This window comes from Alteromonas portus (assembly GCF_005117025.1).
In the GTDB taxonomy this organism is placed as follows: domain Bacteria; phylum Pseudomonadota; class Gammaproteobacteria; order Enterobacterales; family Alteromonadaceae; genus Alteromonas; species Alteromonas portus.
In genome coordinates, this window is sequence record NZ_SWCO01000009.1 from 213,381 (window position 1) to 227,088 (window position 13,708).

The following is a 13,708-nucleotide window of genomic DNA, read 5'->3' on the forward strand; positions in this document are numbered from 1 at the left end:
TAAGCAGACATTTTGCCCACTTACAGCATAGACGTATATTTCCCTAATCACCAAGTAAGAAAACTGCGCCTAATTTCAAACATTAATACAGAAAATGCGTATACTACGGGTTATCTCGTATGACGTTGTGTTACATCGTTTAAGTTTCTTTTTTACAGAGTTTGGAATAGCTATGAGTCAACTCAACACTACCCGCACCGTTCGAATTGCTACTAGAAAAAGTGCATTAGCGCTTTGGCAAGCTGAGTATGTGAAGGCAAAATTGTTGGAGCATTATCCGTCGATGACTGTTGAGCTTGTACCTATGAGTACACAGGGCGATAAAATTTTAGATACACCGTTGGCGAAAATAGGTGGAAAAGGGCTTTTTATCAAAGAGCTTGAAATTGCCATGCTAGAGGGTCGTGCTGACATCGCTGTGCACTCTATGAAAGACGTACCGGTAGAATTTCCTGAAGGATTTGGGCTGCACGCTATCTGTGAGCGCGAAAACCCTTTCGACGCATTCGTATCAAACAAACACGATAGTTTAGACGCCCTTCCACAAGGCGCGGTAGTCGGCACCTCTAGCCTTCGTAGACAGTGCCAAATTCGCAAATATCGTCCTGATCTAATTATTAAAGACCTGCGCGGTAACGTAAACACCCGTTTAGCTAAGCTTGATGCGGGTGAGTACGACGCGATTATTCTTGCGTCTGCTGGCCTAATTCGCCTTGAGATGGAATCTCGTATTCGCATGGCGCTACCAGCTGATATCTCGCTACCTGCTGTTGGTCAAGGTGCGGTAGGTATTGAATGCCGCAATGACGATGAAGAGCTAATTGGTTTGCTACAGGCGCTGAATCATACCGACACAAACACCCGTGTTACCGCGGAACGTGCCATGAACGAAAGATTGGAAGGCGGTTGCCAAGTACCTATTGGTAGTTTTGCTACCCTTAATGGCGACGTACTTACGCTAACCGGCATGGTTGGAAAGCCTGATGGTTCTGAACTGTTATTTGCGTCGGCAACAGCGTCACGTGAGAAAGCGACTGATATTGGTATTGAAGTAGCTGAAGCGCTTTTACAGCAAGGTGCAGGAGAAATACTTAAAGCACTTTATAACTAAGTTATATTTCATCATAGTGCGCATTTTTATTAGTCTTAAAATGCGCATAATGGTGCACGCCTAACCTGAAAGGATGAGAGTTAAATACAATGTTTCTGATTACGCGCCCACTGCCTAAATTGAAAACGAGTGCTTTAGCTTTTGAGAAGGCAGGTATTGATGCAGTAGGCGTTGCCACCTCTGACATTATTGACATTTCATCTGAACGAAAAGCAGCAGCAGAATATTTAGCTTCCAATGCGGTAAACGCAATTATTGTTACAAGCGTATACGCTGTTGAACCTGTTATTTCGGGGCTGCGCGAATTAGCAAGCCCCTTACCTTTGATTATTGCCGTTGGCGATGCCACTGCGCGTAAATTACAGGCCAGTCTTGAAGAACTTCCGACAGCGCACGTCATCACTCCAAAGGACCATACGTCCGAAGGTATACTGGCAATGCATCAACTCAATGAGGCAAACTGTCAGCATGTCGTTATTATTAAAGGTGAAGGTGGGCGAGACGCCATAGCAAAAGGATTAGACGAAAAAGGTATTTTAGTAAATAGCTTTTGCGTTTATAAAAGGGAGCAACTTACACGCCCAGTTTACACAAAACGGTGGAAAATGGGCGATGTTAGCGGCATTATCGCTACAAGCGAAGCAATGGCACTGCAATTGATAGAACAATTTGGTAACGCACTATTAGCCTTTAAGTGGTTAACAGTAAGTGACCGAGTCGCCCAAACCCTTAACAGCAAAGGTGTTAAAGAGGTAGCGGTTTGTCAGCGAGCCACAGATCAGGCAATCATCGCCTGGGTAAAGGATAACTGGGAGTATTGAATGGCCAACAATAATGAAAATAGCCCACAAAAAGAGGAACTCGTAAAAGTGGAAGCTGAAAAAGAAGTAATTGAGTCTTCTGCCACGCAGAGCGAGTCGACTGAATCTGGCGCTAAGCAAAAGAAATCATCGGGCAATGGCCTATTGTGGTTCGTTGTAATCATCTTATTCTTGGCCGTGTTAGGTTTGGCTGGCGCGGGTTACTGGTATTATATGCAACAGCAATCAGCTAGCGCAGACTCCGCCAACACACAACAAAGCAACGCCACAAAACTAAACCGTATCGAACAAGAACGTAGTGACATCTTAGCGTCGTTAGAAGAGGTGTCGCGAACGAACCAAGCATTACAAAGTACGGTTACTGATCTTAAAGCACAAAATGAAAAGCTTAGTCTTCAAGCAGAGTCTACGCTTCAACAGCTTAACAATATGGAAGGGCGCCGCCCGGCAGACTGGCTAATTGCTGAAGCTGATTACTTGGTTCGCATGGCGGGCAGAAAGCTTTGGTTAGAAAGCGATGTGCGCACAGCAATTTTGCTGCTAGTTAATGCAGATAAACGTTTAAAATCGTTGGCTGACCCGTCGGTGCTGCCAGTTCGCGCTAGTCTGGCTGAAGATATTCAAACCCTGCAACAGCTAAATCCTGTATCGCAGAGTTCAGTGGCGCTTGCCCTTACCGGCATGATTGCACAAATTGACAAGCTGCCATTAGATACATTTGAAAAGCCAGAAGACGCTAATGCAGAAGACACCACGCTGTCAGAATCAGCCGATGACTGGCAGGAAAACCTAGCGAAAGTATGGCGTTCGTTGGTGAACGACTTTCTTACGGTTAAGACCATTGAAGGCCCAGTTGAGCCAGTGCTTTCACTAGAAGCGCAGTACTTGGCGAAAGAGCAACTTCGTTTACAGCTTATGCATGCACAAACGGCCGCGCTTCAGGGCGATGCCGGTCTTTACAGCCAGTCGCTTCAATATGCACAAACCTTACTTATCGAAAAGTTCGACACGGAAAAGAGCCAAGTAACCGGGTTTGTTGATGCACTTCAAAACCTGATTGCTACCGATGTTTCGCGCCCAATTCCAACAGAACTAGCGTCGCAAAAACCGTTAGAACGTTTATTGGATAGTCGCGTTAAGCAGGTGTTCGGACAAGGAGCAAGTGCACTATGAAATGGTTAGCTATTGCCCTTGCGGTATTAGCCGCATTCGTTGTTGCGCTTATTGTTGGCCCAATGATACTTGGCGATAAAGGTTATGTGCTTATTTCTCTAGGCAGCACAGCCATTGAGATGACCGTGATCAGCTTTTGTATTTTGGTTATTGGTGCCGTTGTAGCCTGGTATGTACTATCTCGCCTTGTGATATGGGCGCTAAGTTTGATCACAGGTTCTCATAAGTGGTTTGGCACCTTAGGCGAACGCAAACGCAAGCGCGCGTTTTACGATGGCCTGCACGCTATGGCCGCAGGAGATTTTGACTCGGCACAAAAAGCATTAGGCAAAACCACCAACGGTGATTTCGAAGGTGTAAACTACTTAGCGTCAGCGCAAATTGCATTTGCCAACGGCGATTTAGCGAAAGCTCGTTATTTCTTGGTTCAGGCTACTGACTTTCCAAAAGCTAAAGTTGCCGCAACGGTTATGCATGCCCGTGTTGATATGGCCGAAGAAAAGTACGATGCAGCGTTAGAAAAGCTGAACGAACTTGATGAACAAGAACGTGAAAACAACCAGGTTGTTCAGTTAAAAGCGCAAATTCTTGCCAAGTTAGGTAAGTGGCAAGTGCTTGAAGAGAGCTTATCAAGCTGGCGTAAAGCCTTGCCAAAAGCGGATTACACCACATGGAGTAAGCGTATTGCTAAAGGTAAGTTTGCAGAAATTGCCAGTAAGCAAGGCGCCGTTGAGCTTAAATCGTATTGGGAAACGCTGCCCCGTAAGCTGCGCCACGAGGACGCTTACCGCGCTGCTTACATTCAACAGTTGCTTGATCAAGGCATGCATGCCGACGCGCAGAAGCTATTAGTTGAATGGCAAAAACGCGGCCCAAATAGCGCCCTGTTCCCGCTTTTTACACAGCTTAATATTCCTGATGCATCGCCTTCGTTACGTTTACTCGAAAGCTGGATAAAGCAGGACGAAGAGAACGTTTCACTATATTCTACATTAGGCCAAGTTGCATTTAACTCGGGCGATGATGTGTTGGCGGAAAAAGCCCTGCTTAAAGCCACTAAAATGCAGTCGCGCAAAGAAGACTTATTGCTGCTATCTGCCATTAGCGAACGCAAGCATGACACTGCTACCGCACTTCAGCTTTACAAAGAAGGTCAACAGCTAGCCAGCTAAATGAATATTCATTTAGCTTTCTGGTAGTACTTGTATTGCCAGTAAATTTGGAGATATAGTAAAAAGGAATTTTCAATTCGGGTTATTTCAACAACCCGAATTGACGTAAACAACTTGTCGGAGTGCTTCACTGTTAACCCAGTAAGCTGAGACCGCGAAAGTGGGATCCGTAGAACCTGATCAGGCTAGTACCTGCGAAGGGAACAAGAAAATACAATGTGTGCAATGCTGAGCGTTTTTTTGGCGTTGTTAAGCGAACTTATATTGCTGTTGATGATACGCCCTACGGCGCTACTCATCACTTAAGGTAAACTGTTCAAGTTTATCGAAGGGTGAATATCAACGCTGTAAAAGCCTGTAATCACCAAAGCTTTTATAAATAACCTCGCTAAAGTAATGGGCTAATCCCCTCCTACACTCGCACACTGTATTCTCCTTCACTCCTGACAAGCATTTTTAGAACCTAAATCTACAAGGTAAAATGCTATGTCGAACAGACGCGAACAGCGACAACAAGCCCAGCAATTCATTAATGAACTCGCTGGCGAAGCTTATCCAAACTCAACACGCCACTATGAGTGTGGTAGCCGTGACGATATCCGCGTGGCCATGCGCCTTATTCATCAGCACGACAGTTTAGTGGGTGGCACCGAAGAAAACCCTATCTTAGAGCCTAACCCGCCCATTCCTGTGTACGACACCTCAGGCCCTTATGGCGACCCGCTAGAGAACATAGATGTACACAAAGGTTTGAGCCCACTTCGCCAAAAGTGGATTGAAGAGCGCAGCGATACTTTTGAGTTAGAGGGCGTTTCATCAAGCTTTGCGAAAGAGCGTGAAAACGACATTTTTACCGAAGATTTCCGCTTTATTCGCAGCCGCAAACCACTGAAAGCAAAAGCAGGTAAAAACGTAACCCAGCTTCACTACGCAAGACAGGGCATTATTACTCCAGAAATGGAATATATTGCCATTCGCGAAAACATGGGCCGCCAAGCCATTAAAGACGCCGAACTGACGCAACAGCACAAAGGCGAGCACTTTGGCGCGAATTTGCCCGATACCATCACGCCAGAATTTGTACGCCAGGAAGTGGCCGCTGGCCGCGCCATTATTCCATGTAACATCAACCACCCCGAGTTAGAGCCAATGATTATAGGGCGTAACTTTCTAGTAAAGATTAACGCCAATATTGGTAATTCAGCAGTAACCTCGTCTATTGAGGAAGAGGTAGAAAAGCTTGTGTGGTCAACACGTTGGGGGGCCGATACCATTATGGACCTGTCTACCGGCAGAAACATTCACGAGACCCGCGAATGGCTGCTGCGCAATAGCCCGGTTCCTCTTGGTACCGTGCCCATTTATCAAGCGCTAGAAAAAGTAAATGGTGTGGCCGAAGACTTAACCTGGGAGATGTTTAAAGACACCCTAATTGAGCAAGCCGAGCAAGGGGTAGACTACTTCACCATTCACGCTGGCGTGCTGCTAGAGTACGTGCACCTTACCGCAAAGCGGGTTACTGGCATTGTATCGCGCGGCGGTTCAATCATGGCAAAGTGGTGCCTAAGCCACCATCAGCAAAGCTTTTTGTATGAACACTTCCACGATATCTGCGAAATTTGCGCTAAGTACGATGTAGCGTTGTCGCTAGGTGATGGCCTGCGCCCTGGCAGCGTAGCAGACGCTAATGACGATGCGCAGTTCTCTGAGTTACGCACCCTTGGTGAGCTAACAAAAATTGCTTGGGAATACGATGTTCAGGTAATGATTGAAGGCCCAGGTCATGTGCCAATGCACATGATTAAAGCGAACATGGAGGAGCAGCTTAAGCACTGCCACGAAGCGCCGTTTTATACCCTTGGCCCGCTCACCACAGACATTGCACCAGGCTACGATCACTTCACATCAGGTATAGGTGCCGCCATGATTGGTTGGTATGGCTGCGCAATGCTTTGCTATGTAACACCTAAAGAGCATTTGGGCCTACCTAATAAAGAAGACGTTAAACAGGGGCTTATCACCTACAAAATTGCCGCCCACGCTGCCGACTTGGCAAAAGGCCACCCAGGTGCACAAATTCGCGACAATGCCATGTCAAAGGCGCGCTTTGAATTCAGATGGGAAGACCAGTTTAACTTAGCACTCGACCCACACACTGCCCGAGCTTATCACGATGAAACCTTGCCGCAGGCATCTGGCAAAGTCGCGCATTTCTGCTCTATGTGTGGCCCGAAATTCTGCAGCATGAAAATTTCTCAAGAAGTGCGCGATGTGGCTAAGCATGCAGAGCAGCAAGCGTTTGAGAAAGAAAAAGGCATGAAAGACATGGCCCAGGCATTCAATCAGTCTGGCGCTCAGCTTTATCATACGGCTGATAGCAAGGTAGAGCTGCCATGACAAATAGCCACCTCACCACACCTGTTTTCGAGCCATCTAGCGTAAGGCTGCCGGTGGTATGGTGTATAGGCGGCGTTGATTCCAGTGGCGGCGCGGGGCTAACCCGCGACGCCATAACGCTTGCCGATTTGCATGTTCATGCCTGCGTGCTCACTACACAGCTTACTGTGCAATCGAACCTGCTTATGCTTAGCAAAGACAGTATGAGCGCGTCGGCACTGAATCAACAGTGGCAGGTACTTCATGAAGATACGCCTGCACAAGCTATTAAAATAGGCGCTATAGCAAACGATGAACAGGCGCTTTTACTTTGCGCTCGCATTCAATCGTTAATAGCGCCTCGGCCTTTTGTAATATGGGACCCAGTACTGTGTTCTTCATCAGGCGGTGTGCTGAGTGAATTAAGCGAAAGCGTGACCGACGAACTGTTAAGCACAGTAGATTTAGTAACGCCAAACATTGATGAACTCGCAAAACTCTCTCACCTTCCCGTTAATGATGAAAAAAGTCTGCAAACGGCAATAAATCGACTTAAAGGGAAAGGCGCAAAAAGCGTTTACGTAAAGGGCGGTCATGCACAATGGCAAGACTCCGTATGCGACACCTTCGTTTGCGCTTCACACACGCTTTACTTTAGACAGCCAAAAAACAGCAAAGGTAATCTTCGCGGCACGGGGTGCATGCTTGCAAGCGCGATTGCAGCATTCATCGTTCACGACTACTGCATTGAAGATGCGTTAACCTTGGCAAACGCCTACGTTAGTGAAGTAAGACGTAACACACTTGGCGAATCTGATAGCCATCACCCCATCACGCCTATTTCGAATCAATACGAAACTTCTTGTCTGCCTGCCTACTTCGCTAAAACCACCGGTTTTCCCTCACGGGCCGCTAGTTTTCCGTTAGTAACTTTTCGACAGGATGAAACCGCTTCATATGATAACGAGCGATTCCCGGCACTCACCCGCACCAACTTAGGTATTTATCCCGTTGTAGATAGTGTGCAATGGATAGCTCGCCTTTGGTCAACAGGTGTGAAAATTATGCAGCTTAGGGTAAAACAAGGCTCTGAAGATGACATTCGCCAGCAGATTAAAGAGGCAATAGCGCTGGTGGCACACACCGATTGCCAATTATTCATTAACGACTACTGGCAGTTAGCCATAGAACTTGGCGCTTATGGTGTACATTTAGGCCAAGAGGATATCGACACCGCTGATTTAAACGCTATTCGACGTGCGGGGCTAAGGCTGGGCATTTCAACCCACGGCTTCGCTGAAATTCAGCGTGTGCGCGCCTTAAACCCGTCTTACATTGCCCTTGGCCATATCTTCCCTACCAATACTAAAGACATGCCTTCGAAACCCCAAGGTGTAGCTCGCTTAACAAAGTATGTGAAGCTTTGTGAAGGCATACCCACCGTTGCTATTGGCGGTATTAACCTAACGCGAATAAGCGAGGTAGCTGAAACAGGGGTGAATGGAATTGCCGTGGTGAGCGCGATCACACAAGCAGAACAACCGCTAAAGGCCTACCAAGCGCTGGCTCGGGAGGCAGGTTTTGCCTAGTCATTCAGTCAGCGACTCAGCTAACAGCCCGGTTAATTCACAGCTTGAACATCAAGATATACGCCGCTACAGCAGGCAGCTATTGCTCGACTGTATCGATCACGACGGCCAGCTTAATTTAGCAAATGCACACGCTGTGGTTGTGGGCCTTGGTGGCTTAGGAAGCTTGACCGCCCGCTATTTAGCTGGCGCAGGTGTTGGCAATATTACTCTAGTGGATGGTGATACGGTTGATATCAGCAATTTACAGCGCCAGATAAGCTACAACGAAATGCACCTTGGCGAGCTTAAAGCTAAGTCGCTGCATAACGAGCTTCGTAAAGTTAATTCTCACTTAAACATACGATTCAGATGCTTATTTGCCGATAGTGACAACTTACCAACCTTAATTTCTTCTGCTACCTGCGTTCTGGATTGCACCGACAACATCTTTGTAAGACGGCAAGTTAATGTAGCAACGTTTCGTGCATCTATTCCGCTTTTTATAGCGGCGGCCAGCGGGCTTACCTGGCAAGCGCTGAACTTGCCTCAAAACTCAGCGACCTGCGGTTGTTATGAATGTTTAGTGAATAGCATTGCCGTGCGCGAAGACTGCTTAAGTAAAGGCATTCTTGGCCCTGTAGTTGGAATGGCAGCCTGCCATCAAGCCACCCAAGCTTTGCTCTTTATGGCCAAAGGATTCGACGCAGACATTAAATGGGGTCACTACGTGAACGCACACGCGGGCCTAGCTACACTACAAAGCTTCAAACTTCCTCCTTCTTCATCTTGTGAGGTATGCCAATGACCCAAATAAACATCAACGTGAATAACCAACCTATGAGCGTGATATCGCCCATATCGCTTAGCGAGTTAATCGCCCTTAAACAATTGAAAGACGACGGCACCGCCGTTGCCAAAAATGCCGCCATTATCAGCAAGAATGAATGGCCAACAACTTACTTAAGTGACAACGATACCGTTGATATCTTCACCTTAGTGGCAGGAGGATAAAATGCTAACGCTCGCAAACCACACCTTTCCTTCCCGTTTATTAACTGGCACGGGTAAATTTAGTAACCCAAGCATTATGAAAAACGCGGTTAAGGCAGCGCAAAGTAGCATTGTTACGCTAGCAATGAAGCGGGTAGCCAGTCATAGCGCGCAAGATGAAACCCTATCAGCACTCAAAGCATTGGGCGTTACCCTTTTACCAAATACGTCAGGAGCGAAGAACGCCAAAGAAGCGGTATTCGCTGCAGAACTTGCTTACGAAGCCTTGGGAAGCCCTTGGGTGAAACTGGAAATTCACCCCGACCAGCGCTATTTGCTGCCCGACCCCATAGAAACCTTGCTGGCCGCTGAAGCACTGGTAAAGAAAGGATTTCACGTTCTGCCCTACTGCGGAGCAGACCCGGTTTTATGTAAACGCTTAGAAGAAGTAGGCTGCGTAGCTGTTATGCCGTTAGGCGCGCCCATAGGCAGTAATCAGGGTTTACAAACTAAGCCCTTTTTACAAATTATTGTTGAGCAATCATCTATTCCGGTCATCGTCGATGCGGGTATTGGCAAGCCCAGTGAAGCCATGGCGGCCATGGAAATGGGCGTAGACGCGGTATTAGTTAATACGGCTATCGCCACCGCTCAAAACCCTGTTGCTATGGCAGAGGCCTTTGCAAGCGCTGTAGTTACTGGTCGAAAAGCGTTTGAAGCAGGGCTTGGTGCAACATCTGATTTGGCGCAGGCCTCAAGCCCACTTACTGCCTTTTTGGAGCCAACACTATGAAGGTAGCACAGGCATTAATGCAGCAAGATTTGTCGCATTTTGCTTTATCGATAAACAGCAAAACGGCAAGTGACGTAGAGCGAGCATTAGTTAAAGAGTCCCTTTCACTCGATGACTTTATGGCGCTGATCTCTCCAGCTGGAGCAAGCTACTTAGAAGCCATGGCTAACCGAGCAAAATCACTAACCCGTCATCGCTTTGGCAATACCATGCAGCTTTTTGTGCCTTTATATTTGTCGAACCTGTGTGCCAACGAGTGTACCTATTGCGGCTTTACCATGAGCAATAAGATAAAGCGCAAAACTTTATCTATAAGCGAAGTGCTCACCGAAATTGAAGCCATTAAAGATTTGGGCTTTTCCCAAGTGCTGCTGGTTACGGGCGAACATGAAACTAAGGTGGGCATGGACTATTTTGAGCAAACCCTCAGCGCCATTCGCAACAGGGTAAGCTACCTTATGATGGAAGTGCAGCCGCTAAAATGGGAACAATACCAAACGTTAAAACAACTGGGGTTAGATGCCGTACTGGTATATCAAGAAACCTATTCGCCCCAGCACTACGCCAGCTACCACACTAGAGGTAAAAAGCAGGATTTCTTATGGCGATTAGAAGCCAGCGACCGTATTGGGAAAGCGGGGATCGATAAAATAGGCATAGGTGCGTTACTTGGTTTAGGTGATTGGAGAGTTGATAGCGCTATGACCGCTCTTCACGGCAAGTTGATACAACAACACTATTGGCAAAGCCGTGTATCTATTGCTTTTCCGCGCCTTAGAAGCTGCGAAGGTAATAGCACTGGTGGCAACGCGCTTACCAATAACAAACTACCTAACGAACGAGACCTGCTGCAGCTGATATGTGCTCATCGCATCTTTAACCCGCAAGCAGAACTATCCCTGTCTACCCGAGAGTCGGCGGTATTTAGAGATGGCGTAATGCCGCTGGGTATCACATCAATGAGTGCTGCATCGCAAACTCAGCCTGGCGGCTATAGTGAACCCTCTCAGGCGTTAAACCAGTTTGATATTGATGACAGTCGTTCCGTACCGGAAGTCGTCGGCGCAATAAAATCGAGGGGATTAGACCCGGTTTGGAAAGACTGGATGGCTTTTTAATTTAACTAGATTCACTTAACGAAAACTAAGCGCACTATTCAAAATCTTTGTAAAGAAAGCGATCTTTTCGGCAGGCCTAACCTATTATTACTATCGTATATAAAATAAGGGAAGGTCTATGCTACGAAACGTTACATTATTAACCGCAGGCTTGCTGATATTAAGCGCATGTGGTGATCACGGGCCTGAAGGGCACTCGCACGACCAAGACGCCAATACTGGCTCACGTATAGGTACATTTTTTAGTGAAGACATTAAAGTTGCCGAAGAACTGGTGCCCTGCACGTTAACAGATAAAACTGAAACGCAGTGTTATTTAATTACGGTGCCGGGTAAACGTGAAATTGGGCACGATTTAGGCCCTTGGTGCCCAAGAAATATTGAAGACACTGCTGAAGACAGCGGTATTTGGCTAGACAACAACAAGGTATACGATGCAGATGGCGAATTTATTGCAAATCTAGCCACATTTTACAGCGACGACAAATGGCAGCTGTACAACCCAGAGACCGGCGAAGTAAAAGTTACCGATAGCAAAGATGCGTGCCTTGCAGCTGCTCGCCCTGATGTAGACCCAGAATACCAAAATTATTGCGTTGAGTGCGCCCCTGAGTATTTCGAAGACGACATACCTACGCAACAGTATGTTATTCCCGCCTTCCCCCAAAAATTAGATAAAGCTGCAAAGTTCGATGCGCATGGCGGAATGGGCTTAGCGTTTAATGGGGTGAAAATGGATGCACCCGCCCCAGTAGATGCCATTTTAGGCGCACACACGCTAGCGCCCTTTGACGACTGTGGCGGACACGTTAACCCGTTTGTAGGATATCACTACCATGCTATGACAGACTGCGCCGCGCATGAGGATAGTTCATCACCAAATGGTAAGCTGCTTGGTGTTGCGTTCGATGGTTTCACCGTATTCGGTCAGCTAAATAGTGACGGCAGCCAACCTGAAGGGTTAGATAGCTGTGGCGGGCATTCTGATGAAATCGATGGCTACCATTACCATGCAGCAGACCCAGGCAAGAATAAGATACTTGGCTGCTTTAGTGGCGCCCAAGGCTGTTCTGTAGAGGGCGACACGTACAACTGCTCTGTTAAACCAAAAGGGCCTCCACCAGGGGGCGAAGGGCACGGCAAAATGGGTCCGCCACCGAAAGGCTAAAACCTGTTTACTACGCTCAAGTGGATTAGTTTTTTTAAGGCAAAACAAATAAAAAATTTGTTTTGCTTTCATGTAAAACCCTCCGTAGAATCCGCCCAAATTTTAGCCAGACACTTTTCTTATGTGTCTGGCTTTTTTGTCTTATTTATTTCATATTAAAGTTATTAAAACTTAAGGGCAGTGCGTTGGATACCGTTGAATTTATTCAAATTCGAAGATTTATAGTGAAGCTAGGTAAAATGCTACACAAGTACGGTACCCCTGCGTTCCGTCTTGAGGCTTATCTAGGTGAAGTCGCCAAGTATTTAGGTGTGCACGCATCATTTATTTCTACCCCTACGTCACTCACTTTTGTAATCTGGAGCGACCGCCACGAAGATGAATACAATCATGCTGCGCGGTTACTTCCGGGCGAACTAGATATGAATGCGTTGTCGCTAACTGATGAGCTTGCCAGCGAACTGTTGTCGGGCAAATTAACATTGAGCGAAGCAGATAAGCGCTTAAATGAAATAGATGCCATGGGTAGCCCTTATGGTAAATGGGTTACCGGTGTTGCTTTTGCTATGGCCACCGGCGCATTTGCTATGCTTATGGGTGCAAGCTGGAGCGAAATTGGCTGGTCGGCCGCGCTCGGCATTGTGGCTTACTTATGGACCCTGTGGGCACTGCAATCTAAACGCGTAAACTTAATGCTAGAGCCGGTCACCGCGTTCGTGGGAGGCATTCTTGCCTGCGCCATTGGTCAGTACGTTGACCCAGGTATCAATATTCCGCTAGTTGTGCTTTCGTCGGTCATTGTATTTGTGCCGGGGCTTGCGCTGACTATGGGCCTTGCAGAGCTTTCATCTCGCAATATGGTGTCGGGTACGGCCCGTACAATGGACGCCATAATGCAGTTATTTAAACTGTATTTCGGTGCATTCTTAGGTGTTTCGGTAGGTTTTAGTGTGTTTGGTGAAAACGTGTATACCCCTGCTGAATCCCTGCCTTATTGGGCTACCTGGCTTGCGGTATTTTTACTATGTATTGCACTAGTTGCCATTTTCAGAACCCGAGTTAAACACATTCCGTGGGCACTGGCAGCTGCGTTTATTGCTTATAGCGCTACCGCATGGAGCTCTGATTACATGAGCCCTGGTCTTGGTGCGTTTGTGGGTGCATTTGCCTTAGGTATTTTTGCCAATGCATTTACGCGCATAGCCAACCAGCCGGCAACTATTGTGGCTATGCACGGACTTATTGTGCTGGTGCCGGGGTCTAAAACCTATATTGGTCTGAATTCGTTTATGACCGGCCAAGACTTTGTAAAAGCCGATCATTTAGGTCAAGAAGTGTTTCTTATATTCATGTCGCTAGTGGCGGGGTTAATCTTTGCTAACGTAGTCATGCCCACTAAAAAGGCACTGTAACAG

12 protein-coding genes and 1 riboswitch are annotated in these 13,708 nt (G+C 47.1%); all 12 genes read left to right on the top strand.

What is annotated here, in order from left to right; translation table 11 throughout:
* The first annotated feature begins 172 nt into the window (after positions 1-172).
* The 12 genes from hemC (at position 173) to E5672_RS16445 (ending at position 13,705) form a co-directional block, all read left to right on the top strand.
* A complete protein-coding gene (gene hemC / locus E5672_RS16390; RefSeq protein ID WP_136783189.1) occupies positions 173-1,111 on the top strand; it encodes a hydroxymethylbilane synthase in 939 nt (312 codons plus the stop codon).
* A gap of 89 nt (positions 1,112-1,200) precedes the next feature.
* Positions 1,201-1,932: a uroporphyrinogen-III synthase gene (locus tag E5672_RS16395; protein WP_136783190.1), complete on the top strand. Its 732-nt coding sequence runs from the start codon at positions 1,201-1,203 to the stop codon at positions 1,930-1,932.
* Positions 1,933-3,105: a uroporphyrinogen-III C-methyltransferase gene (locus tag E5672_RS16400; RefSeq protein WP_136783191.1), complete on the top strand. Its 1,173-nt coding sequence runs from the start codon at positions 1,933-1,935 to the stop codon at positions 3,103-3,105.
* Positions 3,102-4,277, top strand: a complete 1,176-nt coding sequence (locus tag E5672_RS16405) for a heme biosynthesis HemY N-terminal domain-containing protein (protein WP_136783192.1) — start codon at positions 3,102-3,104, stop codon at positions 4,275-4,277. Before E5672_RS16400 ends, E5672_RS16405 begins: the two co-directional genes overlap by 4 nt.
* A gap of 108 nt (positions 4,278-4,385) precedes the next feature.
* A riboswitch (TPP riboswitch) is annotated at positions 4,386-4,497 on the top strand.
* A 266-nt stretch (positions 4,498-4,763) separates the two neighbouring features.
* Entirely contained in the window at positions 4,764-6,674 is a 1,911-nt protein-coding gene (gene thiC / locus E5672_RS16410) for a phosphomethylpyrimidine synthase ThiC (RefSeq protein WP_136783193.1), read from the top strand.
* Positions 6,671-8,242, top strand: a complete 1,572-nt coding sequence (gene thiE, locus E5672_RS16415) for a thiamine phosphate synthase (protein WP_136783194.1) — start codon at positions 6,671-6,673, stop codon at positions 8,240-8,242. Before thiC ends, thiE begins: the two co-directional genes overlap by 4 nt.
* Entirely contained in the window at positions 8,235-9,029 is a 795-nt protein-coding gene (locus tag E5672_RS16420) for a HesA/MoeB/ThiF family protein (protein ID WP_136783195.1), read from the top strand. The genes thiE and E5672_RS16420 overlap by 8 nt, the downstream gene beginning before the upstream one ends.
* The gene (thiS, locus tag E5672_RS16425; protein WP_136783196.1) at positions 9,026-9,235 is read left to right on the top strand and encodes a sulfur carrier protein ThiS; all 210 of its coding nucleotides are present in this window, start codon (positions 9,026-9,028) and stop codon (positions 9,233-9,235) included. The genes E5672_RS16420 and thiS overlap by 4 nt, the downstream gene beginning before the upstream one ends.
* Position 9,236: 1 nt before the next feature.
* Positions 9,237-10,007: a thiazole synthase gene (locus E5672_RS16430; RefSeq protein ID WP_136783197.1), complete on the top strand. Its 771-nt coding sequence runs from the start codon at positions 9,237-9,239 to the stop codon at positions 10,005-10,007.
* Complete coding sequence (thiH, locus tag E5672_RS16435) at positions 10,004-11,125, top strand: 2-iminoacetate synthase ThiH (protein ID WP_136783198.1); 1,122 nt, start codon at positions 10,004-10,006, stop codon at positions 11,123-11,125. The genes E5672_RS16430 and thiH overlap by 4 nt, the downstream gene beginning before the upstream one ends.
* 118 nt (positions 11,126-11,243) lie before the next feature.
* A complete protein-coding gene (locus E5672_RS16440) occupies positions 11,244-12,293 on the top strand; it encodes a YHYH protein (protein WP_136783199.1) in 1,050 nt (349 codons plus the stop codon).
* A 185-nt stretch (positions 12,294-12,478) separates the two neighbouring features.
* Positions 12,479-13,705, top strand: coding sequence for a threonine/serine exporter family protein (locus tag E5672_RS16445; RefSeq protein ID WP_136783200.1), 1,227 nt, complete (start codon positions 12,479-12,481; stop codon positions 13,703-13,705).
* The last annotated feature ends 3 nt before the right edge of the window (positions 13,706-13,708 follow it).

What these genes read in the sequence shown, in the direction of transcription:
- hemC (WP_136783189.1), top strand. Translation starts at nt 173, where the DNA reads ATGAGTCAACTCAACACTACCCGCACCGTTCGAATTGCTACTAGAAAA.
- E5672_RS16395 (WP_136783190.1), top strand. Translation starts at nt 1,201, where the DNA reads ATGTTTCTGATTACGCGCCCACTGCCTAAATTGAAAACGAGTGCTTTA.
- E5672_RS16400 (WP_136783191.1), top strand. Translation starts at nt 1,933, where the DNA reads ATGGCCAACAATAATGAAAATAGCCCACAAAAAGAGGAACTCGTAAAA.
- E5672_RS16405 (WP_136783192.1), top strand. Translation starts at nt 3,102, where the DNA reads ATGAAATGGTTAGCTATTGCCCTTGCGGTATTAGCCGCATTCGTTGTT.
- thiC (WP_136783193.1), top strand. Translation starts at nt 4,764, where the DNA reads ATGTCGAACAGACGCGAACAGCGACAACAAGCCCAGCAATTCATTAAT.
- thiE (WP_136783194.1), top strand. Translation starts at nt 6,671, where the DNA reads ATGACAAATAGCCACCTCACCACACCTGTTTTCGAGCCATCTAGCGTA.
- thiS (WP_136783196.1), top strand. Translation starts at nt 9,026, where the DNA reads ATGACCCAAATAAACATCAACGTGAATAACCAACCTATGAGCGTGATA.
- E5672_RS16430 (WP_136783197.1), top strand. Translation starts at nt 9,237, where the DNA reads ATGCTAACGCTCGCAAACCACACCTTTCCTTCCCGTTTATTAACTGGC.
- thiH (WP_136783198.1), top strand. Translation starts at nt 10,004, where the DNA reads ATGAAGGTAGCACAGGCATTAATGCAGCAAGATTTGTCGCATTTTGCT.
- E5672_RS16440 (WP_136783199.1), top strand. Translation starts at nt 11,244, where the DNA reads ATGCTACGAAACGTTACATTATTAACCGCAGGCTTGCTGATATTAAGC.